The organism is Ornithinimicrobium humiphilum (assembly GCF_006716885.1).
Classification (GTDB): Bacteria; Actinomycetota; Actinomycetes; order Actinomycetales; family Dermatophilaceae; genus Ornithinicoccus; species Ornithinicoccus humiphilus.
The window spans coordinates 56,986-80,892 of record NZ_VFPU01000002.1; the positions used below are offsets into that span (position 1 = coordinate 56,986).

General features: G+C 71.0%; 22 protein-coding genes, 1 tRNA gene and 3 pseudogenes. 12 read left to right on the forward strand and 14 right to left on the reverse strand.

Going from position 1 to position 23,907, the window contains the following annotated elements; all coding sequences use genetic code 11:
* Positions 1 to 4: 4 nt before the first annotated feature.
* The 3 genes from FB476_RS13850 (at position 5) to FB476_RS13860 (ending at position 2,016) form a co-directional block, all read left to right on the forward strand.
* Positions 5 to 1,231: an endonuclease/exonuclease/phosphatase family protein gene (locus tag FB476_RS13850; protein WP_141820433.1), complete on the forward strand. Its 1,227-nt coding sequence runs from the start codon at positions 5 to 7 to the stop codon at positions 1,229 to 1,231.
* 67 nt (positions 1,232 to 1,298) lie between these two features.
* On the forward strand, positions 1,299 to 1,880 hold the full coding sequence (locus tag FB476_RS13855) for a hypothetical protein (protein WP_141820435.1): 582 nt from the start codon (positions 1,299 to 1,301) through the stop codon (positions 1,878 to 1,880).
* 63 nt (positions 1,881 to 1,943) lie between these two features.
* Positions 1,944 to 2,016 (forward strand) — tRNA-Lys (locus tag FB476_RS13860).
* Between the two features lie 17 nt (positions 2,017 to 2,033).
* On the opposite strand, the gene FB476_RS13865 is transcribed toward FB476_RS13860, so the two are convergent.
* Both FB476_RS13865 and FB476_RS13870 read right to left on the reverse strand, forming a co-directional pair.
* A complete protein-coding gene (locus tag FB476_RS13865; RefSeq protein ID WP_141820438.1) occupies positions 2,034 to 2,237 on the reverse strand; it encodes a site-specific integrase in 204 nt (67 codons plus the stop codon).
* Complete coding sequence (locus FB476_RS13870; protein ID WP_238329798.1) at positions 2,234 to 3,487, reverse strand: MFS transporter; 1,254 nt, start codon at positions 3,485 to 3,487, stop codon at positions 2,234 to 2,236. Before FB476_RS13870 ends, FB476_RS13865 begins: the two co-directional genes overlap by 4 nt.
* 27 nt (positions 3,488 to 3,514) lie before the next feature.
* Between FB476_RS13870 and FB476_RS13875 the strand changes: the two genes are divergently transcribed.
* Together FB476_RS13875 and FB476_RS13880 are read left to right on the forward strand one after the other, a co-directional pair.
* Positions 3,515 to 4,318: an IclR family transcriptional regulator gene (locus tag FB476_RS13875; protein ID WP_141820440.1), complete on the forward strand. Its 804-nt coding sequence runs from the start codon at positions 3,515 to 3,517 to the stop codon at positions 4,316 to 4,318.
* Between the two features lie 89 nt (positions 4,319 to 4,407).
* Positions 4,408 to 5,085 carry a response regulator gene (locus tag FB476_RS13880; protein ID WP_141820891.1) on the forward strand — a complete coding sequence of 226 codons (678 nt, stop codon included), beginning with the start codon at positions 4,408 to 4,410 and terminating at the stop codon, positions 5,083 to 5,085.
* A gap of 322 nt (positions 5,086 to 5,407) precedes the next feature.
* Here the strand turns inward: FB476_RS13880 and FB476_RS13885 are convergent.
* A pseudogene (locus FB476_RS13885) lies at positions 5,408 to 6,822 on the reverse strand (IS1380 family transposase).
* A gap of 16 nt (positions 6,823 to 6,838) precedes the next feature.
* Here FB476_RS13885 and FB476_RS13890 point away from each other — a divergent pair.
* Both FB476_RS13890 and FB476_RS13895 read left to right on the forward strand, forming a co-directional pair.
* A protein-coding gene (locus FB476_RS13890) for an IS3 family transposase (RefSeq protein ID WP_141820442.1) occupies positions 6,839 to 8,028 on the forward strand; the annotation gives its coding sequence in 2 pieces (ribosomal slippage) (positions 6,839 to 7,117 and positions 7,120 to 8,028; 1,188 coding nt in all).
* An 82-nt stretch (positions 8,029 to 8,110) separates the two neighbouring features.
* Positions 8,111 to 8,206, forward strand: a pseudogene (locus FB476_RS13895) (integrase core domain-containing protein); the annotation flags it as partial.
* A 13-nt stretch (positions 8,207 to 8,219) separates the two neighbouring features.
* On the opposite strand, the gene FB476_RS13900 reads toward FB476_RS13895, so the two are convergent.
* Entirely contained in the window at positions 8,220 to 9,116 is an 897-nt protein-coding gene (locus tag FB476_RS13900) for an isocitrate lyase/PEP mutase family protein (RefSeq protein ID WP_170233663.1), read from the reverse strand.
* Positions 9,117 to 9,200: 84 nt separating this feature from the next.
* Positions 9,201 to 10,781, reverse strand: a complete 1,581-nt coding sequence (locus FB476_RS13905; protein ID WP_141820446.1) for a sensor histidine kinase — start codon at positions 10,779 to 10,781, stop codon at positions 9,201 to 9,203.
* 146 nt (positions 10,782 to 10,927) lie between these two features.
* On the opposite strand from FB476_RS13905, the gene FB476_RS13910 reads away from it, so the two are divergent.
* From FB476_RS13910 to FB476_RS13920, 3 genes are read left to right on the forward strand one after another with little or no spacing between them, the layout of a single operon-like run.
* Positions 10,928 to 11,896: a Bug family tripartite tricarboxylate transporter substrate binding protein gene (locus FB476_RS13910; protein WP_141820448.1), complete on the forward strand. Its 969-nt coding sequence runs from the start codon at positions 10,928 to 10,930 to the stop codon at positions 11,894 to 11,896.
* Positions 11,893 to 12,408 carry a tripartite tricarboxylate transporter TctB family protein gene (locus tag FB476_RS13915; protein ID WP_141820450.1) on the forward strand — a complete coding sequence of 172 codons (516 nt, stop codon included), beginning with the start codon at positions 11,893 to 11,895 and terminating at the stop codon, positions 12,406 to 12,408. The genes FB476_RS13910 and FB476_RS13915 overlap by 4 nt, the downstream gene beginning before the upstream one ends.
* A 2-nt stretch (positions 12,409 to 12,410) precedes the next feature.
* On the forward strand, positions 12,411 to 13,907 hold the full coding sequence (locus tag FB476_RS13920) for a tripartite tricarboxylate transporter permease (RefSeq protein ID WP_141820452.1): 1,497 nt from the start codon (positions 12,411 to 12,413) through the stop codon (positions 13,905 to 13,907).
* Positions 13,908 to 14,175: 268 nt separating this feature from the next.
* Here FB476_RS13920 and arsB read toward each other — a convergent pair.
* The 5 genes and pseudogenes from arsB to FB476_RS13940 form a co-directional block, all read right to left on the reverse strand.
* Positions 14,176 to 15,245, reverse strand: a pseudogene (gene arsB, locus FB476_RS13925) (ACR3 family arsenite efflux transporter).
* A gap of 93 nt (positions 15,246 to 15,338) precedes the next feature.
* Positions 15,339 to 15,605, reverse strand: a complete 267-nt coding sequence (locus FB476_RS13930; RefSeq protein ID WP_170233664.1) for a metal-sensitive transcriptional regulator — start codon at positions 15,603 to 15,605, stop codon at positions 15,339 to 15,341.
* A 109-nt stretch (positions 15,606 to 15,714) separates the two neighbouring features.
* Positions 15,715 to 15,891: a hypothetical protein gene (locus tag FB476_RS16525; protein ID WP_170233665.1), complete on the reverse strand. Its 177-nt coding sequence runs from the start codon at positions 15,889 to 15,891 to the stop codon at positions 15,715 to 15,717.
* 56 nt (positions 15,892 to 15,947) lie between these two features.
* Positions 15,948 to 16,811: a sulfite exporter TauE/SafE family protein gene (locus tag FB476_RS13935; protein ID WP_141820895.1), complete on the reverse strand. Its 864-nt coding sequence runs from the start codon at positions 16,809 to 16,811 to the stop codon at positions 15,948 to 15,950.
* Positions 16,812 to 16,852: 41 nt separating this feature from the next.
* The gene (locus FB476_RS13940) at positions 16,853 to 18,259 is read right to left on the reverse strand and encodes an MBL fold metallo-hydrolase (RefSeq protein ID WP_141820454.1); all 1,407 of its coding nucleotides are present in this window, start codon (positions 18,257 to 18,259) and stop codon (positions 16,853 to 16,855) included.
* 187 nt (positions 18,260 to 18,446) lie between these two features.
* Here FB476_RS13940 and FB476_RS13945 point away from each other — a divergent pair, with 187 nt between their 5' ends.
* Together FB476_RS13945 and FB476_RS13950 are read left to right on the forward strand one after the other, a co-directional pair.
* On the forward strand, positions 18,447 to 19,154 hold the full coding sequence (locus FB476_RS13945; protein WP_141820456.1) for a GAP family protein: 708 nt from the start codon (positions 18,447 to 18,449) through the stop codon (positions 19,152 to 19,154).
* A 58-nt stretch (positions 19,155 to 19,212) separates the two neighbouring features.
* Positions 19,213 to 19,788, forward strand: coding sequence for a hypothetical protein (locus tag FB476_RS13950; protein WP_141820458.1), 576 nt, complete (start codon positions 19,213 to 19,215; stop codon positions 19,786 to 19,788).
* 48 nt (positions 19,789 to 19,836) lie between these two features.
* Here the strand turns inward: FB476_RS13950 and FB476_RS13955 are convergent, their stop codons facing one another.
* From FB476_RS13955 to FB476_RS13970, 4 genes are all read right to left on the reverse strand, one after another.
* The gene (locus tag FB476_RS13955) at positions 19,837 to 20,619 is read right to left on the reverse strand and encodes a YcnI family copper-binding membrane protein (protein ID WP_141820460.1); all 783 of its coding nucleotides are present in this window, start codon (positions 20,617 to 20,619) and stop codon (positions 19,837 to 19,839) included.
* Between the two features lie 195 nt (positions 20,620 to 20,814).
* A complete protein-coding gene (locus FB476_RS13960; protein WP_141820462.1) occupies positions 20,815 to 21,852 on the reverse strand; it encodes a glycosyltransferase family 4 protein in 1,038 nt (345 codons plus the stop codon).
* The gene (locus tag FB476_RS13965; protein WP_141820464.1) at positions 21,849 to 22,532 is read right to left on the reverse strand and encodes a TVP38/TMEM64 family protein; all 684 of its coding nucleotides are present in this window, start codon (positions 22,530 to 22,532) and stop codon (positions 21,849 to 21,851) included. The genes FB476_RS13960 and FB476_RS13965 overlap by 4 nt, the downstream gene beginning before the upstream one ends.
* Complete coding sequence (locus FB476_RS13970) at positions 22,529 to 23,740, reverse strand: glycosyltransferase (RefSeq protein ID WP_141820466.1); 1,212 nt, start codon at positions 23,738 to 23,740, stop codon at positions 22,529 to 22,531. The genes FB476_RS13965 and FB476_RS13970 overlap by 4 nt, the downstream gene beginning before the upstream one ends.
* Positions 23,741 to 23,907 lie beyond the last annotated feature (167 nt).

The window sequence follows — 23,907 nt, forward strand, 5'->3', positions numbered from 1 at the left end:
CGGGATGACGCACCCCACCCGCCGTGCCGTCGGGGCCGCCGCCATGGCCCTCACCCTCGCCGCCGCTCTCGGGGCGGCCCCCACCTCGGCCGCGCCCGGCCGACCCGAACCGCCGGGGAGGCCCGACATGGACGTCCGCTTCGCGACCTTCAACGCCAGCCTCAACCGGGAGGTGGAGGGCGAGCTGACGCAGCGGCTGCAGGCCGGGGACGACCAGCAGATCCGCAATGCGGCCGAGACCCTCCAGCGGGCGCGGCCGGACGTGGTGCTCATCAACGAGTTCGACCAGGCCCCCGGCAACGCCGAGCTCTTCCACGACAACTACCTGGCCGTGCCGCAGAACGGCGCCGAGCCCCTCGACTATCCCTACACCTACGTGGCGCCGGTCAACACCGGCGTGCCGAGCGGCCACGACCTCAACGGCGACGGCGTGGTCGGCGGCCCGGACGACGCCTGGGGCTTCGGGCTCTTCCCGGGGCAGTACGGCATGGTCGTCTACTCGCGCTACCCGATCGACGTCGACGCCGTCCGCACCTTCCAGCTGTTCCGCTGGGCGGACATGCCGGGCAACGTCATCCCCGAGGGCTTCTACGACGACGACGCACGGGAGGCGCTGCGGCTCTCGAGCAAGTCCCACTGGGACGTGCCGGTGACCATCGGCGGGCACACCGTCCACGTGCTGGCGGCGCACCCGACCCCGCCCACCTTCGACGGGCCGGAGGACCGCAACGGCCGCCGCAACCACGACGAGATCCGGTTCTGGGCCGACTACGTCTCGCCCGGGCAGCGCAGCTCCTACATCTACGACGACGAGGGAGGCCGCGGCGGGCTGGAGCCCGGCGCCCGCTTCGTCATCGTGGGTGACTACAACGCCGACCCCTTCGACGGCGACTCCCTCGACGGGGCGATCAACCAGCTCCTCGACCACCCCCGGATCAGCACGAAGGTCACCCCGCGCAGCCCCGGCGGGCCGGAGCAGGCGCTCGTGCAGGGCGGCGTCAACCTCGAGCACCGGGGCGACCCGGCCTTCGACACCGCCGACTTCTCCGAGCCACCGGGCAACCTCCGGGTGGACTACGTGCTGCCGAGCACGTCGCTGCCGGTCCTGGACGCCCAGGTGTTCTGGCCGCTGGCGAGCGACCCGCTCTTCCGGCTGGTTGGCACCTATCCGTTCCCGACCAGCGACCACCGGCTGGTCTGGGCCGACGTGCGGCTGCCCCACCGGCCCTGAGGCCGGCGACGGCCCCTCCCGGGAACTCTTTCGCACCGCAGGCGGCGCTGGCTCTAGGTTGGGACCCATGACCGGAGCACCTGACCACGCCCCCCGGCCGGACGAGCGCTGGGCCGGCGGCCCGGTGGAGGACACCACCGGAATGCGCCCGATCCTGCCCGACGCCGGCCTGCGCGGCCCCGCGGAGGACACGCCGGGGTGGTCACCCGCCCCCGTCGAGCCCACGGCGGTGCAGCCCGCGTCCACCCCCGCTCCCCCGGCGACGTCCGGCACCGCCGGCGCGTCGGTGGCGGGCTTCTTCAGCTCGGTCCGCCGCGCGGGCCGCTGGGAGGTCCCGCCGGTGCTCACCGTGACGCAGGGCTTCTCCGACGCCGTCCTCGACCTGCGCGAGGCGGTCGTGCGCTCGGGCACCGTCGAGCTGCGGATCTACGGCGGCTTCTCCGAGACGCGCGTCATCGTGCCGCCGGGCGTGGCCGTGGACATGGAGGGCGGCGTGGCGATCTTCGCCGACCAGAAGGTGCGGGTCGGCGAGGTCGACCCGTCCGCCTACCGGGTCCGCATCGTCAACTACGGCGTCTTCTCCTCGCTGCGCGTCGTCTCGATGGCGGTCGGCGAGGAGCCGAAGAAGTGGTGGAAGGGCCTGACCTGAGGCGCTGCCCCGGGTGCACCGGTGCCGCGGAGTACCCTGTGGGCTCGCGCGGTGCGCCGTGCAGGGCCTCTAGCTCAATGGTCAGAGCTGCGGACTTTTAATCCGTAGGTTGTGGGTTCGAGTCCCACGGGGCCCACCGACGGTCGTCGCAGGTCAAGCGCTGTCCCCCGGAGGATGTCTCACGGCGGCCATGCCGTCCAGCGCCTCGGGCAGTAGGTGCGTGTAGAGGTTGAGCGTCGTCGCCGGCGTGCTCTGACCCAGGATGCGCTGCACCTCCACGGGCGTCACGCCGACCTGGACACCGACCGACTCGGCGGCCCGGGACCACTCGACCCGGGCCCACGCGCGAGAGGTCACCCGACCGCTATGCCGGCGCGTCGTCGAGTGGCCCGGTTGGCGTGCTCGGAGTAGCGGGGCACCCAGCGACCAAGTCCCGCTGCGGCACCCAGACCCATCGCCCCGGTGACCCAGATGCCCGCAGCCAGCGAGCCGGCTGCCGCTCCTCCCGCGATGATGAGAGGGCCCACTGCGTCGCCACAGTCCTGGAGGAGACGCCAGACCCCGAGGAAGGCTGAGCGCTCGTCCGCCGGAGCGACGTCGGCGCCGAGGGTCATCATGAGCCCGGACCCGAGACCGTTGCCGATGCCGAGGAGCACGGCCACGAAGGCCGTCGTGGACGCTGTCGTGGCGGCCGGCAGCAGCACCATCGAGAGGGCCAGCAGGAGCATCGAGGGCACAGCGATCCACAGGCGGCCGAAGCGGTCCATGATCTTGCCCGAAGGGTAGAAGAGCAGCATGTCCAGGCCGCCCGAGATCCCGAAGATCACGGAGATCAGCTCGGCGTCCAGGCCCAGGTGTTCACCCCACAGAGGCAGCACGGTCGTGCGCGCGCCACGCACCGCACCGACGAGGACGGTCGTGACGCCGAGGGTCATGACGAGGGGGCGGTGTCGCCGGAGCAGGGACGACAGGGACACGGGGGCGCGCGGCGGTGCTGGCTGCCCCTCCCGCGCAGGATGAGTCCCGGCGCGGACCGCCAGGACGACGAGCGCCGATACGAAGGCGCACCCGGCAGCCAGCCAGTACGCGGGCCTCATGCTGTTGCCGATGAGGACGGCTGCGCCGAGGAACGGGCCGACGAAGTAGCCGACCCGGTGCATGCCACCGAGGGTCGAGAGAACCCGTGCCCGGTGGGCCGGCGGCGTGATCTCGGTCAGGTACGACTGTCGGGCGAGGTTGAACACCGCGATGGCCGTCCCCATCGTCAGGGTTGCGGCGCCGAGCACCCACAGTCCTGGCGCCCACGCCAGGGCGCAGGCAGACACGGCACCCAGCAGGGCGCCGACGAACATAGCCCTGCGGTCGCCGACACGGGCAGCGAAGAGGCCGGCAGGGACGTCGGCCAGGACCCGCCCCACAGGCATCAGGGCGGCGGCGAACCCTGCGACGGCAAGGCTGCCGCCGAGCCTCGTGGCGCTCAGTGGGATGAGCGGGAGGACCACGCCGATGGCGACACCGAAGAGCAGTGCCGGGGCGAAGGTGCCGATCAGCACCGTTCGCAGCGGAAACATCGTCTCGCGCCGACCGCCGGCCTGCTTGACACCCATCTGTACGCTCCCTACTCTGTTCACATCGTGAACAGTAACGATCGTTATATGAACGACTTTACACCGCCGGCGTTGCAGTCACTCCAGCGCGCGACGGACGTGCTGTTCGCCCTGGAAGGTGGGGTGGAGGCACAGACGCCCGCCCAGCTCGCGGCGCGCCTGGGTCTCAACCGGACCACCGTGTGGCGCTACCTGGTCACCCTCGCCGCTTCTGGGCTGGCGCGGGAGGTTCCCGGTGGCAGGTTCGCGCTGGGGCCTCGCACCCTGGGCTTGGCCGGGGCCTACGCCGCGCAGTGGGGTCGATTCGGCACCGCAGGGGGCGTGGTGCTGGAGCGTCTGCGGGACGCGACGGGCGAGACCGCCGGCCTGCACCTGCGGGAGGGATGGGCGCGCGTCCCCATCAGGCAGGCCGAGTCGCACCACGAGCTACGACGGACCTACGGGGACCTGGGCGCGTCCGTGCCGCTCCATGTCGGCTCGCCCTCCTTGGTCATCCTGGCTCATCTCGAGCCGCAGGAGCAGGACGCCTTTCTCGACTCGCGCACCGAATTCGCACCGCCCGAGCGCGAGCGGCTCTCCGGCGTCCTGGCCGAGATCCGTGCGCAGGGCTATGCCAGCTCGCAGGGGGCGCGGGTCGGCAACACCTGGTCGATCGCCGCCCCGGTGCGCGACCCGACGGGCCAGGTGGTGGGAGCGATCAACATCACCGGACCCGAGCAACGGTTCACTGCTAGCACCGTGCCCGGATTCATCGACGAGGTCGTCGGCGCGTCTCGCTGGCTGGAGGGACAACTGGGCGCCGGGGCGGCCTCACAGGCGCGTCCGCAATAGGTGGAATCCTCACTGGTAGGTTGCCATCACCCCTCGCAAGAACGTCAACACCTATCGCTACAGTCTCGATGCAGAGAAATAAGGAAAATATGGTAGATGTCCTTGTTGTCGACGATGATTTTATGATCGCCAACGTCCACGCAAAATTCGTCTCCTCGATCGCTGGATTTCGCGTCGTTGGGACCGCGAACACCGGTATGGACGCCATCGAGCAGGTCGCGAACAAGGGGCCCCAACTGATCCTCCTCGACGTCCACCTGCCGGACATCGACGGCCTCGAGGTGCTCCGCCGGCTCAGGCAGGCGGGGCACGACGTCGACGCGATCGTCATCACGGCCGAGCGGGACGCCGGATACGTGAAGACAGCGCTTCGGTGGGGCGTCTCGCAGTATTTGGTCAAACCCTTCGACCTGGTCGAGCTGGGAGACCGGATGTCCTACTACCGGGACTCGCTCCAGGTCATGTCGCCGGGCGGCCTGGACCAGGAATTCATCGACACCATCTTCCCCGCGCCCCATCAGAGGCGTCCCGCAAGCCCCTTGCCCAAAGGCCTGAGCAGGGAGAGTGCAGAAGTTGTTCGTGAAGTGGTGAGGGGGCGAGGTGAGATATCGGCTCAAGAATGCGCCGAGGCGACCGGAATGGCCCGTACCAGCGCTCGGCGATATCTCGAGCACCTGGCTCATATCGGGGAGCTCAGGGTCCGCCTCCAGTACGGCGCCGGACGGCCCACCCGGCTCTACTCGCTCCCGTCGACGACCGACGGGTGACCTTCGCGCCGTGGGACACCCCGGCGCGAAGGCGCCGCGAGCCTCACCCCGCGGGTGAACGCCCGCGGCGCCTGCCGGATGACGGGTGTCCGTAGGTGTACCCAGCCAGGACGTTGGTAGCGGCGAGCCTGGCTGAACGAAGGAGAACCTCCGAGTGGGATGTGGCTTGTCTAAGCCTCGCTCCACCGATGGACGTCGCTGAGCAGCGCGTTGCGGAGCGCGTAGGCGATTCGCGGAGGTGGGCGTAGGAGATCTCCCGACCTCGCTGTCGGGGTGTTCCACGTACAGGTTTCCTGGGGTCGCGCCGTCGCCGGCTGGGTGGTCAGGTCGTGGCCGGTAGGGGCGGTCCGCAGACGCTGGCGAACAGTGGCTTCCAGGCCTGCTGCCAGGGCCAGTTCGTGGGCAGGTGCAGGCGGAGTCGCCGCGCTGAGGACGCTGCCCGGGCGGGCACGGTGACCAGGGTCCGGCGGATGGTGGCGGTGGTCGCTCGGGCCAGCTGGGGGCCGGTCAGCGTGGCGGCGGCACGGGTGAGGTTGAACGCGGTAACCGCGAGCACGAGCCAGGCAGCGTTCGCGGCGAACTTGCCGGAAGGCAGGTGTGCCAGCGCAGAGTTCTTCAGGTCGGCGTGGACGTTCTCGATGACCGCGTGAGCGCGGTGGGTCTTGTCCGCCGCGACGGTGTCCAGGACGGCGGGTTCGGTGGTGGTGAAGAACGCGTGGAAGCGCCAGGTGTCGAACAACTGGTCCTGACCATCACCGTTCTTGGGGTTCAGGTCGGGGATGCGGCGCACGACCAGGCGGCCGGGCACGTGGCGCGAACGGGCCTGGGCGGTGAACGCGGTGAACGGGATCTCGGCGACCTCAGCGCGGGAGATCCACGCCCCTGTGGCCTCGTCCCGGATGGCGTCGGTGTACTCGATCGGCGTCCACGCGTCCTCGTCGATGGTGGCGATCGCGGCCCGGACGTCGCTGCTCAGGCGGACGGTGACCGAGACGTCCGCGCCGGCGCGGACGGCGGCACCGATGGTGGGGTGGCCGTAGAACGCCGAGTCAGCGCGCACCAGCACCGGCCGGCTGGCCCGGGTGCTGCGCATCCTGGCCACCGTCGCCAGGGCGTCGGTGACCAGCCGGCTCGCCCCGCGCGGGGAGCCGACCGAGCCCTTGCGCAGCCGCTGGCCACGATCACCGGAGCTGCCTGCTCGGTGGTCACGGTCGCCAGCAGCGCGTTCAGCCCGCGCACCCGGGTGTAGCCGAACCCGGCGCCCTGCTTGGCGTACCCGTGGACCTCGATGATCGTGTCGTCGACGTCCCCCACCGCGTACTCGTCCAGGCCCTTGACCACCGGGGTGGCGTGGGCCAGGTTGGTCAGCACCCGGGAGGCAACGGCATCCAGCTGGCGGACGTGGCCGAAGGTGAACGCCCGCAGGAACGAGCCCAGCGTCGAGGGTGCGTAGCAGGCGGAGAAGACCTTCTTCATCGCGCCGTGGCGCAGCAGCGCCATGTCGTCGATGCTGTCCGCGCCGGCGACCATGCCGCCCACCAGCGCGCACACCTTCGCTCCTGCGTTGGCGCCCTTGTCGGTGGGCACGCTGAGCCGCTGCTGCGCGAGCTCACCGAGCCCGGCCTGCTCGGCCAGTGCGATCACTGGCACCAGGCCCGCGGCCGACACCAGGTTCGGGTCGTCGAAGGGACTGCCCCGCGTTTGGTTGACACCTGACTTCTGAGGTTTCGGCCTCAGGCGGAAGGATGTCCCCGTGACAAAGCCCTACCCCAAGGAGTTCCGCGACGACGTCGTGGCCGTGGCCCGTCAGGGCCAGGCACCTCTGTCGCAGATCGCGAAGGACTTCGGCATCTCCGAAGGCTCGTTGACGAACTGGCTGAAGCGGGCCGACGTCGAGGACGGTCGGCGTCCCGGCCTGACCGATGCCGACCGCGCCGAGCTGCGCGAAGCGAAGAAGCGGATCCGGCTGCTCGAGCAGGAGAACGAGGTCCTGCGGCGGGCCGCTGCCTACCTGTCGCAGGCGAACCTGCCGGGAAAATAGCCTTCCCGCTCGTCCGTGAGATGGCCGCGGCCGGTGCCCTGATTCAGGTGCCGGTCGCGGTGGCGTGCAGGGTCCTGGGTCTTTCGACCCAGGGGTACTACAAGTGGCTCAAGGACCCCGTGTCCCAACGGGACTGGGACGACGCCCACCTCATCGACGTGCTGTACGAGGCACACGCCGACGACCCCACGCTCGGGTACAGGTTCCTCACCGACGAGCTGAACATCGAGTACGGCATCAACGTCGGGGAGAACCGCGTTCACCGGCTGTGCCACATCGCCGGCATCACCGCCTCCCATCACAAGAAGCGCTCCAAGGCCGGCACCGCTGGCCCGCCGCCGCACGATGACCTGCTCACCGTGGTCGATGAGCACGGCGTGGTCCGGCACGAGTTCAAGGCCGATGCCCCGAACAAGGTCTGGCTCTGGGATATCTCCGAGCACCCCACACGAGAGGGCAAGCTCTACCTCTGCGCGATCAAGGACGTCTTCTCCAACAAGATCGTCGGATACTCGATCGACTCTCGGATGAGGGGCAGCCTTGCCCGGGCCGCGATGCGCAACGCGATCGCGCTCCGCTCACCGCTGGGCACGATCTGTCACTCCGACAGGGGCGGTCAATTTCGTGCCAAACGCACCCAGCGGCTCCTCGTGAACAACGGCCTGGTCGGCTCGATGGGCCGCTCCTATGGCGCCGGCGACAACGCCAGCATGGAGTCCTTCTTCGCGCTGTTGCAAAAGAACGTCCTCAACACCAGGCGCTGGGATACCCGCGAGGAGTTACGACTGGCGATGGTCACCTGGATCGAGACGAAGTACAACCGGCGTCGTCGCCAACGGGGCCTCGGCAGACTCACCCCCGTCGAGTTTGAGATGATCTACACGACCGCACCCGCGGCCTGATCACCACAAACCCCGAGTGTCAACCAGACCGAGGGCAGTCCCTAGCCCGAAGCCCTCCACGATCTGGGGGGAACCGCACACCGCCGCCCTTGGGCCATGGCTCGAGCACTACAACACTGAACGCCGCCACAGCGCACTCGGAGGCAACCCACCCATCAGCCGCCTGTCACCAACGTGATGGCCGGGTACACCTAGGGGCGGGCCGTCTCGGCCTGGCCCTCACCCCTGACGAACCGACGCTCCACCTCGAAGTACTCCTCCAGGCCCATGAGCTGGTTCCACTCGTCCGGCGTGGCCATCAGGGGCCGCACGCTGGTGCTCTGGCCCTCGTCCTTGAGGGTGGCGAGGGCGCGGCGGGCAGCCCCGACCATGGAGTACCGGATGACGCCCGGGTAGAGGGCCAGAGCGAAGCCGAACTCCCCGATCTGCGAGACGTCCATGGTCGACAGGGGTCCCTTCTCCTCCACCAGGGTGAGCAGGGGCGCGTCCACCGTGTCCATGACGATCTTGATGTCGCTGGGCTCGCGCACACCGACCACCAACGCTGCGTCGGCGCCGAGCTCGATCGCGCGCTGCGCCCGCTGCGCGGCCGCGGCCACGCCGAGAGTGCTGGCGGCGTCGGTCCGGGCGATGATCGCGAAGTCGTCGTCCTTGCGGGCCCACAGCGCTGCTTCGATCTTGCCGAGGTACTCCCTCTCGGTCACCACCGGGATCGGTACATCCAGCACGCCGCACCGCTTGGGGGTGACCTGGTCCTCGAGCTTGATGCCCGCAACCCCGGCGCCCTCCATCTCCACGACCGTGCGGGTGACGTTGATGGCGCTTCCGTAGCCGGTATCGGCGTCGAAGATGACCGGGATGCTGATGGCGTTCGCGATGTTGTGCGCGACCTGGGCGCTCTCGGCCAGGGAGACGAGACCGATGTCAGGTTTACCCAGAAGGCTTGCGGAGACACCGTTGCCGGTCACGCTGACCGCCTCGAAGCCGGCGTCCTGAGCGAGCCGAGCGGTCAGTCCGTCGTAGACCGAGGGCACCTGCGTCACAGGGCCGTTGTGGAGGAGATACTTCAGCTTCTGGCGGGCGTTCACGGCGCTCCTTCTGCGTTGTCCGAGACTTGGGCACACCTTGGCCCAGGTCGGTGGCGCGGCGCGACCTTGAGGCGGCAACTAGCGTTATGGCCGTTGTGGCCACGGCAGTCGCGCCGTGAAGACGGCCCCCTCCTCGTTATGGGCTGAGATCTCCCCACCGCGCAGCACGCACACGTGGCGCGCAAGCGCTAGTCCGATGCCACGTGAGTCGTCGCTCGCTTTGGTGCTGATGCCGGCCTCGAACAGCGAGTTCGCGATGTGCCCGGGGATCCCCGGCCCCGAGTCCCGCACCTGCGTCAGGACGTGGTCGTCGTCCATCCGAAGCTCGAGCTCGACCCACGGATCCCGGCTCCCGGACACGGCGTCGAGGGCGTTGTCGACGAAGTTGCCGATGATGGTCTCGAGGTCGGCGGCGAGGTCCAAGGGGATCTCGTCGAGGTGTGTCGCGGGGGCAACCTGGAAGGGGACCCCCCTCTCCGACGCCAGGCTGCCCTTCGCGATGATCAGGGCCGCCAGGGTGGGGTCGAGTATCCGTGACGTGACGTCGTGGAGGAGCTGGTTGTGGGCTGCCCTGATCTTCGTCACGTAGTCCTGCGCCCGCTCCGGCTCCCCGATGGCCAGGAGGCCGGCGATCGTGTGGAGACGGTTGCTGAACTCGTGCGTCTGCGCCCGGAGCGCCTCAGCGGTATGCCGGGTGGTGTCCAGCTCCTGGCGGAGGGTGGTGAGCTCCGTCCGATCCCTGAGGGTCGTGACGGAGCCGATCAGGACTTCCCGCGCCATGACGGGCATCTGGCTCATGACGACGATGCGGGGACCGACGCTCAGCACCTGGTCCGTCACGCTGGTGCGGTCGGTGAAGGCACGAGCCACCGTCTCGGGCAGGCCGAGGTCGGCGACGTCCTTGCCGATGGCGTCCACGTCCAGGTCAAGCAGTTCGACCGCCTTGTTGTTGATCAGCGTGACCCGGTTGTTGGTGTCCAGACCGACGACGCCCTCGCGGATGCCGTAGAGGAACGCCTCACGGTTATCGATCAGGCCGACGATCTCGTGCGGCTCCAGGCCGAGCGTCTGACGCTTGATGCGTCGGGCGAGGAGGAACGAACCGATGACGCCGAGGGACGCGGCCAGGCCAAGGTAGAGGAAGATGTTGGGGACATAGGCCCGGATCTGGGAGCTGAAGCTCGGATACTCCTGGCCGACCACGACGTAGCCGAGGCGTTCGACCCGGTCTGCGGACAGCACGGGGACATGCGCCTGGACGGTGGGCTGGCCGTCGAGAGGATGCACCCCGACCCAGGCACGGCCCTCCCTGACAGTACTTCTCTCCAGGTCCCAGGGCTTGCCCAGATGGTCTGGCATCTGGGTGGCCGCCACTGTTCCTGCGTCCGTCAGGACCACCACGAAGTCTGCCCCCGAGACGGACTGGACACGCGTTGCTGCCGGGTTCAGGGCACCCTCGGGGATCACGCCTTCGAGCACGCCACGGACGGTCGAGTCGGTCGCGAAGGTCTCGGCCAGGTTCAGGACCCTGTTCCCGGCGGTCCGACGGGAGTCGGACGTCGACTGGACGTAAAGTGCGGGCGCAACCATGCCCAGGGTCACCACGGTCAGGATGACCTGGAGGACCAGGAGCTGTCTGGCCAGCGAGAGCCTGGGTAGCCGCACGGCCAGCGACTGTACCGGCAGGCTGACGGTTGGAGCGGCCCTCCTGAAGCCACAAGCAACACAAGGTGCATTGGTGACGCAAGCGTGACGTCCCGCCCCCTGGGGCCCCAGGATCCCGGCAACACACGACGACTGGAGGTCCAAAGATGAATCTTCGCTACATCCGCATCGCGGCGGCGCTCAGCGCCGTGGCACTTCTCGGCACGGCGTGCGGGGGAGAAAGCGGTGACGGGGCCCTGACCGAGCTGCGGTACATGGTGCCCAATGCGGCAGGGAGTGGGTGGGACATGACCGCCCGGACCGCTGCCCAGGCCATGGAGAAGGAGGGCATCGTGGAGCGCGTCGACGTCTTCAACGTCGATGGGGCCAACGGTGCTGTGGGGCTCGCGCGCCTCATCGAAGAGGACGGCAACGGTGAGCTCATCATGCAAATGGGCTTCGGCCTCGTGGCAGCGACCGTCTCCCAGGACTCTACCGTCACCTTCGACGACACGACACCGATCGCGAAGCTGATCGACGACTACCTCGCCGTCATCGTCCCCATGGACTCGCCCTACCAGAACCTCGACGACCTCATCGCGGACTGGCAGGCCAACCCAGGTCTCAATGTCGGCGGCGGTTCTGCCATCGGAGGGGCCGACCACCTGGCTCCGCTGCTGATCGCGGAGGCGAACGGCATCGACCGCGCGGCCGTGAAGTACGTGACCTTCGGAGGGAGCGGAGTCATCCCCGCCGTGCTCGGCGGTCAGGTCGACTTCGCCTTCACCAGTGCCGCGGACGTCCCCGAGCTCGCCGAGGCCGGCGAGCTCCGGGTCCTGGCCACGACGGGCCCGGAGCGCTTCGAGGGTTTGCCTGAGGTCCCTACCCTCACCGAGGAGGGCACCGACGTCGAGGTGGCGAACTGGCGCGGCGTGGTCGCACCCCCCGAGCTCTCCGAGGACCAGGTGAACGCTATCATCGAGGCCTTCGACCAGGTGTACGCGTCTGCCCCGTGGAAGGAAGCGCTGGAGCGGAACGGCTGGATCGACGCCTACATGACCGGTGACGAGTTTGGCGACTATCTGAACAACCAGCGGGAGCAGATCAGCAAGGCGCTGGAGGGGCTGGACTCGTGACCTTGGAGCGCTGCGAAAACACGTCGCGGTGGAAGGGCGCGTCCGAGTTCTGGGTCGCCGCGCTCCTGCTCGTGTGCGGCTGTGTCTCACTCTGGCAGGCGTCGACCCTGACGACCAACGCGGCGACCCAGGGCCCGCTGGGCTCGGGGGTCATGCCAGCGGCCGTCGGGCTCCTCCTGGTCGGGTGCGGCATCGCGCTCGCGATCGACGTATACCGGGGTGGGCGCGGAGAGGTCGAGGGCGGCGAGGACATCGACCTGGACACCCCGTCCGACTGGCGAGCCTTCGTCGGTGTGGCGGGTGCGTTCCTCTCCAACGCCGTCCTGATCGAGCCCCTGGGGTGGCCGATCTCCGGTGCCATCCTGTTCTGGGGAGCGGCGACCGCCCTCGGCAACCGGCACTACGCGCGTAACGCGGTGCTCTCCCTGGCACTCTCCTTCGTGAGCTACTTCCTGTTCGTCGAGCTGATGAGGATCCACCTGCCGGCCGGGATCCTGTCGGGGGTGCTCTGACCATGGAGTCGCTGTCTGCCCTCTTGGACGGTTTCCAGGCGCTGACGCCGATGTACCTCCTCTTCGCGCTCATCGGCGTGATCCTCGGCACAGCGGTGGGTGTCCTCCCCGGCATCGGTCCCGCCATGAGCGTCGCGCTGCTCCTGCCGGTCACCTTCTCGCTGGACCCGACGGGGTCCATCATCATGTTCGCGGGGATCTACTACGGCGCCATGTACGGCGGGTCCACCACGTCCATCCTGCTGAAGACACCGGGCGAGGCCTCGGCCGTCATGACCGCCATCGAGGGCAACAAGATGGCCAAGGCGGGCCGGGCCCCGCAGGCGCTGGCCACCGCCGCCATCGGTTCCTTCGTCGCAGGCACCATCGCTACGGCCCTTCTGGTCCTGGTGGCCCCGATCGTGGTCGACTTCGCGATCTCGATCACGCCCGCCGACTACTTCGCGCTGATGATCGTCGCCTTCGCCGCGGTCACGATGGTCCTTGGCAGCTCACGGATCAGAGGGCTGGCCTCCCTCGGCCTCGGCCTGCTCATCGGGCTCGTCGGCCTCGACATCACCACCGGCCAGGACCGCCTGACCTTCGGTGCGCCTGGTCTGCTCGACGGGGTCGACGTCGTGATCGTCGCGGTCGGCATCTTCGCCGTGGGAGAAACGCTCTGGATCGCGATGCATCTTCGTCAGAAGCCTGTCGAGGTCATCCCGGTCGGACGTCCGTGGATGAGCAAGGAGGACTGGCAGAGGTCGTGGAAACCGTGGCTACGGGGGGCCGGCATCGGATTCCCGTTCGGGGCTATGCCCGCCGGTGGGGCGGAGATCCCGACCTACCTGTCCTTCGTGACCGAGAAGCGGCTGTCCAAGAAGCCCGAGGACTTCGGGCACGGGGCGATCGAGGGCGTCGCCGGCCCCGAGGCGGCAAACAATGCGTCCGCCGCAGGAGTCCTCGTCCCGCTGCTCACCCTGGGCCTGCCCACGTCCGCGACTGCGGCGGTCCTCCTGGCGGCCTTCCAGCAGTTCGGCATCCAACCGGGGCCGCTCCTGTTCAACAACGAGCCGCAGCTGGTGTGGGCGCTGATCGCCAGCCTCTTCGTCGGCAACACCCTCCTGCTACTGCTCAACCTCCCCCTGGCACCGGTCTGGGCAAAGCTCCTGCGCATCCCCAGGCCCTACCTCTACGCCGGGATCCTGTTCTTCGCGGCCATCGGGTCCTACGCCGCGGACGGGACGACCATCGGCCTCTACACCCTCTTCGTGATGGGACTGCTGGGCCTCGTGATGCGACGCTACGGGCTGTCCGTCGTGCCGCTGATCATCGGTGTCATCCTGGGGCCGAGGGCGGAGATGCAGCTGCGGAGGGCGCTCCAGCTCTCGGACGGTGACGTCTCGGTGCTCGTCGCCACACCTCTGTCGATCGTGCTCTACTCCTTCGTCGCCCTCGCCGTCGCCGTGCCACTCGTGTGGAAGTGGTGGCGCGTCTCTCGGCCAGCCGCCTCGGTGTGACACCACAGACCCCCATCTAGACGTCACCCCGGTGCCACGAGGCACCGGGGTGACGCGTCTCCACCTGCTGTTCGACAGGTCTTCGGCCACGCATGCTTGTCGGGCCTCTCCTCCCCTGCAGCGGGATGCCGTCCGTGGCCCTGGCCGGTCGCCTCTGGAATGGCCGCGCGGAGTGCACTTCGTGGCGTCACGAGCGGGGTTTCCCCCACAGGGCCTGGGGTGGACGCACCCGCCGAGGCCTTCGACCTGGTCAGGTTCGCCTTCGCGCTCAGACGAAGCGGGAGCGCAGGGCGAGGGAGACGTAGACGAGGCCGACCAGGACCGGCACCTCGATGAGCGGTCCGACGATGGCGGCGACCGCCTCCCCGGAGGTGATGCCGAAGGTGGCGATCGCGACGGCGATGGCGAGCTCGAAGTTGTTGCCGGCTGCGGTGAAGGCGAGCGTCGTGGTGCGCTCGTACGACATACCCAGGACCGCGCCGAGCGCGAAGCCTGCACTCCACATCAGGCCGAAGTAGAGCAGCAGCGGCACCGCCAGGCGCGCGACGTCCAACGGCTGGGAGGTGATGCGGTCGCCCTGCAGGGCGAACAGCAGCACGATGGTGAACAGCAGGCCGCGCAGCGCCCAGGGGCTGACAGCCGGGAGGAAGCGCCCCTCGTACCAGGCCCGGCCACGGGCCCGCTCGCCCCAGACGCGCGAGAGCGCCCCGGCCAGCAGCGGGATGCCGAGGAAGATCAGCACCGAGGTGGCGATCTGCCAGGGGGACACGTCCAGCACCGCCTGGTCCAGGCCGAGCCAGCCGGGCAGGACGGAGAGGTAGAACCAGCTCAGGCCCGCGAAGGCGAGGACCTGGAAGAGCGAGTTGAGGGCGACCAGGACGGCAGCGGCCTCGCGGTCGCCGCAGGCCAGGTCGTTCCAGATGACGACCATCGCGATGCACCGGGCCAGGCCGACGATGATCAGCCCGGTGCGGTATGCCGGCAGGTCGGCCAGGAAGACCCAGGCCAGGGCGAACATCAGCGCCGGTCCGACCAGCCAGTTGAGGACCAACGAGCTGAGCAGGAGGCGGCGGTCGGAGACGACGGAGCCGAGCCGGTCGTAGCGGACCTTGGCCAGCACCGGGTACATCATCACGAGCAGCCCGAGAGCGATCGGCAGCGAGATGCCGTCGACCTCCACGGCCCCCAGCCAGGCACCCAGGCCGGGGACGAGTCGGCCGAGCAGCAGTCCCCCACCATCGCCGCACCGATCCACACCGGGAGGTACTTGTCGGTGGTGGACAGGTGCGTGACAGGAGCCGCTGCGGGCGACTCGGTGCCCGGTGCGCGGGAGCTCATGCCGATCCGATCCATAGACGAACGTCGATGGGAGCATTCTGACGGTCGGCCCCGCTCGAAGCCAATCTGGCCCGACCGGGACGGCGTCCCGGCTCATGCGAGCGTCAGGAAGAGCTTCTCCATCACCGCCTGGTCCTCGGGCTGCACGCCCTCCGGCGAGCTCAGGCACTGCTTGAGGCCCGAGGACACGATCGCGAAGCCGGCCCGGTCGAGGGCCTTGCTGGCGGCCGCGAGCTGGGTGACGACGTCCTTGCAGTCGCGTCCCTCCTCGATGAGGCGGATGACGCCGCCGATCTGCCCCTGGGCGCGGCGGAGCCGGTTGATCACGGGGGCCATCTCGTCCTCATTCAGCGTGACCATGGGTCTCCTTCGGTGGTCGAGGCGGCCCCTGTCGGAGCGACCTGCTCGCCAGGATACCGCCAGGGGTATGCCGTGGTGCGGCCCACGCACGGGGCTGAGCCGGGCACGGTCAGCGACGGCCCATGAGCCGCGAGAGGAACGAGCCGCTGCTCGCGGGCGCAGGGGTCTCGACGTGACCGGGGCAGCGCTGGCCCGCTGGCACGTTCTTCATCACCTCGTCGACGTGCTGGCCGCATCCGGCCCAGGTCGTCTTGCCGCAGCTCCTGCAGGTGGTGGGACGGCACATCGGAGTTCTCCTTCGGTGGTGGTGGTGGTGGGGTCGAGGGGATCGGACGGGAGCGTTCAGGCGGTGCGGGCGACGAGGCGGCGCAGGGGGCAGGCGGGCACGACAAACCAGCACGCCGCCGCCAGGGCCAGCACGGCCGCACCGGCGAGGGCGGCCGGCCAGAGCGGGACGCCGAGCTCCTGGACGAGCACGACGGCACCCATGGCGAGGACGAAGAGGCCGAAGCCGGCGCGCAGGGCCCGCTCGGGGACGACGCCGGCGAGGCGGGCCCCGAGGAAGGAGCCGACGACCGCGGCGGCGGTCACGCCGAGCACCAGCGGCCAGTGGAGCTGCACCGAGGCGAGGTAGCCGACCAGCCCGGCGAACGACTTCAGCGCGATGACGAGCAGGGAGGTGGCCACGGCGGCGGACATCGGCAGCCCGCCGAGCAGGACGAGCGCCGGGACGACGAGGAATCCCCCGCCGGCGCCGACGACGCCGGTCACGAGACCGATCACGAGGCCCTCGAGCACCACCGTGGGCACCGGCAGCTCCCGGACGACGGACTCGGGAGCACTCCGGCGCCCGCGGATCATCGCGACGGCCGTGGCGAGCATCATGAGCGCGAAGGCGATCATGAGCAGCGTCCCCGGGAGGTGGCCCCCGATCAGCCCGCCCAGGAAGGCGCCGGCCATGCCCGCGGCACCGAAGACCAGGCCGGTCCGCCACCGCACGCGGCGGGCCCGGGCGTGGGCGAGGACGCTCACGGCCGACGTCACGCCGACGACGAAGAGCGAGGCGGCGATGGCCTCCTTGGCCTCCAGCCCGGCGACGTAGGTCAGGATCGGGACGGTCAGGATCGAGCCTCCCCCGCCGAGCAGGCCGAGGGCGACCCCGACCAGGACGGCCAGCAGCAGCGTGAGTCCGAGGGTCAGGGACAGGGTCACGGGAGCTCTCCTCGTCGATCGAGCGCGTCGGCCGGTCAGCCGGCCGCGCCGGCGCGGCCCGCCGTCTCCTGCAGCCACCCGGCGTAGCTGCCCTCGAGCTCGACGACGTCGAGGCCGGCGCGGCGCAGCGCAGACGCGGCGACGCTGTTGCGGACGCCGGACTGGCAGAAGGTCACGATCTGGCCGTCGCGCGGCAGCCGGTCGGTGTGCCACAGCACGCGGCCGGCGGAGAGCTGCTCGGCGCCGGGGATGGTGCCGGCGGCATGCTCGGTCCTGGTGCGGACGTCGAGGAGGAGGGCGCGCTCCATACCCTCGAGGTCGGCGGGCGGGACGGTCGCGGGCCTCTCCAACGGGAGCCCGTCGAACGAGGTGACGTAGCCGGTCACGTCGTCCACGCCGACGCGCACCAGGTGGTCCCGGAGGTCCTGGGCGCTCGCTCGATCAGGAGCGAGGAGCACCAACGGGCGGTCGTCCGCCTCCGGGTCGTAGGCCCAGGCGCCGTAGGTGGCGGCCTTGTCGGGCACCGGGATCGACAGCGAGCCGGGGACGGTGCCCGCGTGCACCTCGTCGACCGGGCGGGTGTCCACGACGGTGATCGTGTCGGCCTCGAGGGCGGACCGGACCGCGGCGGGGGCCAGCTCGGTCAGCGGGTCACGCTGGCCCAGGACGGTCGGGCCGAGCTTGTTCTGCCGCTTCATGCGGGCGAAGTAGGCGTGCGCGTCGGGCTGCCCGTCGAGCAGCTCGGCCACGAAACCCTCCTCGTCGCCGGCGGCGAGGTAGGGCGCCCACCAGGCGTGGCGGCGCTCGTAGCCGACGGTCGTGGAGGGCAGCGCACCCAGGGCCTTGCCGCAGGCCGAGCCCGCGCCGTGCGCCGGGAAGACCTGGACGTGGTCGGGCAGCGTGAGGAAGGACTCCTGCAGCGAGCGGAACAGCTGCGTCGCGCCCAGGAACCGCGTGTCGACGCCCCCGGCCGCCTCGTCGAGGAGGTCGGGGCGACCCAGGTCGCCGGAGAAGACGAGGTCCCCGGAGAGCAGGTAGCCGGGCTCGGAGCTGAAGGCGCCGTCGGTCACGAGGAAGACGAGGTGCTCGGGGGTGTGGCCCGGGGTGTGGACGGCCTGCAGGGCGACGTTGCCGAGGGTGATGGTGTCGCCGTGGTGGAGGCGGGTCCCCTCGAAGCCGTACTGCCAGTCCTCGCCGCCCTCGCCCGAGACGTAGATCCGGGCGCCGGTGGCGGCGGCCAGCTCGCGGGTGCCGGAGAGGTAGTCGGCGTGGATGTGGGTCTCGGTGACCGCGACGATCCGCATCCCGTGCCTGGCGGCGAGGTCGAGGTAGGGCTGGACGTCACGGCGGGGGTCGACGACGACCGCCTCGCCCTGCGCCTGGCAGCCGATGACGTAGCTGGCCTGGGCGAGGTCCTCGTCGTAGATGCGCTCGAGAAGCATGCGGGTCGCTCCTGGTGGTGGGAGATGGGAGGTCCTGAGCCCGAAGATATACCCCCCAGGGTATATGGAACAAGTCCGGGTGCATCCCCCACCCCGGCCCACGCCCCTACCAAGGTCGGAGCCCCACGGGGCCGGTCGACCCGATCGGCCGATGTGCGGGTGGGTCCGTCCGGCCCAGCCTGGAGGTATGACGTTCGCCCTCGCCGCCACCCTGCTCGTCCTCGCCCTGGTCGACTCGACGAGCTTCGGCACGCTGCTGATCCCGGTGTGGCTGCTGCTCGCACCCGGCCGGGTGCGGGCCGGACGCGTGCTGCTCTTCCTGGGCACCGTCGCCGCCTTCTACCTGCTCGTGGGGCTCGCCCTGCTGCTCGGGCTGGGCGCAGCCCTGGCCGGTCTCGTCGACCTGCTCGAGACGCCGTGGGCCGTGCGGGCGCAGCTGGCGCTGGGGATCGGGATGCTCGTGCTGAGCCTCCTCCCGGGTCGTCGCAGGCAGGACTCGGGCCCCGGCCGGCTGACCCGGTGGCGCGAGCGGGCGACGGGCGGCGCCGGGGCGGGGGGGCTCGTCGCGCTCGCCCTCACGGCCGCGCTGGTGGAGGTCGCCACGATGCTCCCCTACCTCGGGGCGATCGGGCTGCTGCTGACCAGCGACCTGGCGCCGTGGGCACGCGTCACCACCCTGGCCGGCTACTGCCTGGTGATGGTGCTCCCTGCGCTCGTCCTCCTCGCCGCGCGGGTCCTCGCGCACCGGTTCGTGCAGCCCGTCCTCGAGCGCCTCTCGCGCTCGTTCGAGCGGACGGGCCCCGAGCTGACGGCCTGGGTCGTCGGCATCGTCGGCTTCCTGCTGGCGCGGGACGCCGTGGCCCGGATGCCCGAGCTGCTCGACCTGCTCGGCTGACGGGGCCGGGACCGGAGAGGGTTCGGCCGGTCGCGCCCCGGCGTGCGAGGGTGGGTCGATGAGCAGCGACGACGCCGCCCTGGTCCGCCCCATCTCCGTGCCCGGCCACCCGGTGGTCGTCGGCGGCCTCGTGGGGCTGTCGGGCGCCACCGCCTTCGTGCTGGTCAACGCCCCCGGCCTTCCCGACGTCTGGGCCCTGCTGGCCCGCGTCGCCTGGGCGCTGGCCCTGGTCGTGGCCGTCTGGCAGATGCTCCTCCGCCGCCGTCGGCTGACACCCGCCTCTCCCCCTACCCGCACGGGCGGGCTCGTCTACGTCGCGTCGGTGCTGGGCATGGTCGCGGCCATCGTGCTGGGCGCCCGGCTGCTGGTCGGGATCGCCCGCCCGGAGCTCGTCCCCGCCCTCGTCGTGACGGCTGTGGGGGCGCACTTCATCCCCTTCGCCCGGGCGTTCTCCGCCCCCGTCTTCGGCATCATCGGCTGGGCGATGACCGCCCTCGGGCTGGTCGGGCTGCTCGTCGGCTGGCAGGTCGCCGGCGGCCTCGTCGCGAGCGCCACCGCGACCACGGCCGGTCTGGTGATGCTCGTCGCCATGGCGCGCTGGACCCACCGGGACGACCCCACCGTCACCGCCTGAGGTCCTCGGGAGCGGGACCTCAGGCGGATCCTGGTCGGGCGGTGCGGCTCAGGAGGCGCGACGCCCGCGGGCGAAGGACAGCCCGCCGAGCACGGCGCCGAGCAGGCCGAGCGCCAGCGCGATCCACGCCACGACCGGCGTGCCCTGCTCCTCGACCCTGACGGGGGCCGGGGCGGCCGCCTCGACCTCGGTCTCCTCCTCCGCGGCGGCCTCGTCGTGCCCGTCCTCGTGGGCGGCGTCCTCGGTGGTGGCCTCGGCCTCGTCGCCGACCGACGCCTCGTCGTGCGAGTGCTCGCCGTCGCCCTCCTCGGTCACCGTGTAGGTCGGGGCGGGCGTGTCCATCTCGTGGGGGTCCTGGCCCTCGGGGACCGGGTCGGACCACTCGATCTCGCCGTCCTCGCAGGTCTGGACGGTCGGGAAGCTCAGCCGCTCGCCCGGCAGGTAGGGGTTGCGCATGGCGATCTCGAAGGCGACGCGGTAGCCGTCCTCGACCGGCTCCTGCGCGGTGTAGACGACCGCGGCGGTGTAGGTCTCGATCGTGGTGCCGTCGGACAGCTCCAGCGGGGTGCTCAGCTCGCCCTCGACCTTCTCGACGTCCCAGCCCGGGTAGAGCGTGGGCTGCACGTCGAGCACGATCTCGGGGACGGTGATGGTGAACGACGTGGTGGGCGAACCCTCGCACCCGTGGGTGGTCTCGAAGGTCAGCAGGGTCGGAGCCCCGGCCTCGGTCGTGCTGGGGGTGAGGTCGACGTGGGCAGAGGCCGCGGGCAGGCCCACACCCAGGAGGGCGAGGCCGGTGACGGCGGCGAGGACGGGGCGACGGAGGTGCATCGGCGGGGGCCTTTCGTGCGCCGCCCACGGGCAGCGCGAACAGGGGACGCGGGCAGGGTGCGGTGCCGGGCGCACGGAAGCCCGGCGGGCGGTGACCCGTCTCCACCCAGGGGTGGCGGGGGCGGATCGCTGGCCGAATCGTCACCGGTGCGCCGCAGGCCGTCAAGGGTGGCGCGCGCCAGTGTGACGCAGACCTCAGCGGGCGGCGAGCTCCCGGTAGAGGCCGGTGAGCCGCTCGGCGGCCGTGGAGCTGTCGAACCGCCGCGCGATCCGGGCGGCCCCCTCCCGCCAGCGGCGGGCCTCGTCCGGGTCGTCCCGCAGCCGCCCGACGGCGGCGGAGAAGCCGTCGTCGTCGCAGCGCAGCACGTCCTGCCCGAAGGTGTCGTCGTACTCCGGCAGGTCCCGCACGACGATCGGCAGCCCCGCCCCGGCCGCCTCGAGGACGCACATCGGGTGGTTCTCCTGCTCGGCCGGCAGGCAGAAGACGTCCGCCGCGTGCAGGTGGCGCCGGACGACCTCGTGGGGCACCACGTCGGTGACCCGCAGGTTGGGCGGCAGGTCGGCCATGAGCCGGCGCATCTTCCCCAGCTCGGCCGCGGCGTGGGCGAAAGGGATGCCGCCGACCCACACGAAGGTGACGTCCGGGTGCTCCCGGGCCATCCGCACGAAGAGGTCCACGCGTTTGCGCGGCTGGACCTGCCCGACCCCCACGACGACGAAGCCGTCGGGGTCCAGCCCCAGCTCGCGGCGCGCCGCCTCGCGGGCCCCCGGCTCCGGCGCGTAGGCCGGCATGTCGACGGTGTTGTGCAGCACCTGCACCCGCTCGGCGGGGATGCCCAGCTCCTCGCGCAGCACCCGCGCCACCGTGCCGGAGACCGCCAGCACGACGTCGGCCCGGGAGTAGAACCACCGCATGTAGCGGCTCGCGAGCGGACGCCACCAGCGGGCCAGGCGGATCGACCCCACCAGCGAGTCCGGTATGACGTGCGCCGAGACGACCGTGGGCACCCGCCGGTCGAGCACCTTGGGCAGCACACCGGGGCCGATCGTGTGGAGGTGGTAGACGTCGCAGGGGGTCCGCCGGTGGTAGTCGCCCCGGACGAGCCGCACGTCGTCGCGCCGCTCCAGGGCCCCGGCGAGCTCGACGTAGGCCGTGTGGACCCCGTGCCCCTGGACCGAGATGTCGCTCTCGCTGGCCATGTTGACCACGGGCACGGTCGGCGTGCCGGTCATGACGCCACCCACGGGAAGACCTGCCGCAGGACCGCCAGGACGCCCCACGTGTAGGCCACCAGGGTCACCGGCTTGAGCAGCAGGATGACGAGCAGGAAGGTGCGCAGCCGCATGGGGGTCAGCCCGGCGAGCGAGCACAGCAGGTCGTCGGGAGCGAGGGGCAGCGCGATCGCGACGGCGAACCACCGCGGGAAGGACGGGTGCCCCAACCACCCCAGGTAGCGCTCGACCGTGGCCGGACGGAAGCGGGCCGTGACGAGGTCGGCGCCGACGTGCCGGGTCAGCAGGAAGACCGCGGTGGACCCCAGGCAGGTCGCGACGTAGGCGGCCAGCGTGCCGACCACCGGACCGAAGATCAGTGGTGCGGCGACGAGCGTGGCCGAGCCCGGCAGCACGGGCACGAGCGACTCGCTGGCGCCCAGGAAGGCGTAGGCGACCGGGGCCCACGGGCCGAAGCCGTCGACGGTCTCCCGCAGCCGCGTCACCGAGGTGAGGGTGCCCGAGGTGATGCCCCAGACCACGAGCCCGGCCAGCACCAGCCAGCCGACGACGGCCGTGCGCCGCGACCAGCGCAACAGGGCGAGGGCCTGCGGCGTGCGCTCGCGGGTCGGGGACGGCGCCTCCTCCGTCGCGGTCTCCCGCTCCACGACGGTCGCGGCGCATCCGTCGGCCGCGCTCATGCCGCCCACCGTGCGGTCCCGACCGAGCCGCGGGCCCGGTCGTAGGCGGCGCAGACGTCCTGGGCGAAGGCGTCCCGCCCGAAGCCGGCCGCGGTGAGGGTGGCCCCGTGCGACCAGCGGCGGCGCAGCCCGGCGTCGCGCACCACCCAGGTGAGGGCGCGGGCGAAGTCGTCCGGGGTGCGGTAGCGACGGCCGTTGTGCCCGTCGCGGACCACACCGTCGAGCGAGGGGTCGTCCCGGCACAGGACCGGCACCCCGCTCGCGAGGGCCTCGAGGAAGGTCAGGCCCTGCGTCTCGCTGCGCGAGGCCGAGACGAAGAGGTCGGCGAGACGGTAGTAGTCCGGCACCCGGGCCGGCTCGACGGCGCCGACGAAACGGACGCGGTCGGTCAGCCCGAGCCGCTCCACCTGACCTCGGAGCGCTCCGGCCTGGGGTCCGTCCCCGGCGACGACGAGCTGCCAGGGCTCCTGCCGCACGCCGGCCAGCAGCTCGATGACCTCGGCGACGTTCTTCTCCGCCGCCAGCCGGCCCAGGCTGAGGATCACCGGCACGCCGGGCGCCAGGCCGAGCCGCGCCCGCAGCTCCTCCGACGGCGGGCCGGGGGTGAACCGGGTGAGGTCGACCCCTGTCGGCACCACCGCGACCGGCACACGGATGCCGTAGCCCCGCAGCAGGCGCTCGATCTTGGCCGTCGGGGCGATCACGGTGTCGGTCCGGTTGAGGGTCTGCCGCGCGAAGCGGGCGGCGAGGGCCCGCCCGGTCGGCTCGTGCGGGAAGAAGTAGTGCGTGTAGTCGGCGTAGAGCGTGTGGTAGGTGTGCACGTGCGGTGCGTCGAGCCGGCGCGCGAGGCGACGGGCCCACCAGAACGCCACGAACTCGGTGTGCGAGTGCAGCACGTCCGGCTGCCAGCCGACGAGGTCGGCGAAGGTGCGGGCGTCGACCGGCCGTCCGAGCCGGGCCGCGGGATAGATCGTGCTGGCGTCCAGCGACGGCAGGCGGTAGACGCCGTCGTCCACCGTGGTGCGGCGCCCGGGGCCGACCGTCAGGACGCGGACGTCGTGACCGGCCTCGAGCAGCCCCGACCGCAGCTCCTCGACCGAGGTCGTCACGCCGTTGACGGTCGGGCGGAAGGAGTCGGAGAGCAGCAGGACGCGACGGGGTCGCGCAGGTCGCCAGACCGCCGTCGGGCGCACGCCGGAAGGACACATGCGGCGATCGTGCAGGTCACCGGCGGCCGCTGTCGTCAGTCTGTGGTCCCGTCCCTGTCCGACCATGGTCGGTCCCGGGCGCCGTGGACGTGCTGCGACGGTCGATGTCTGGGTGGCGAGCGGCATACCCCGAGCCTGTCGGCCCGGCGTGCCGCGCACCATCGTGC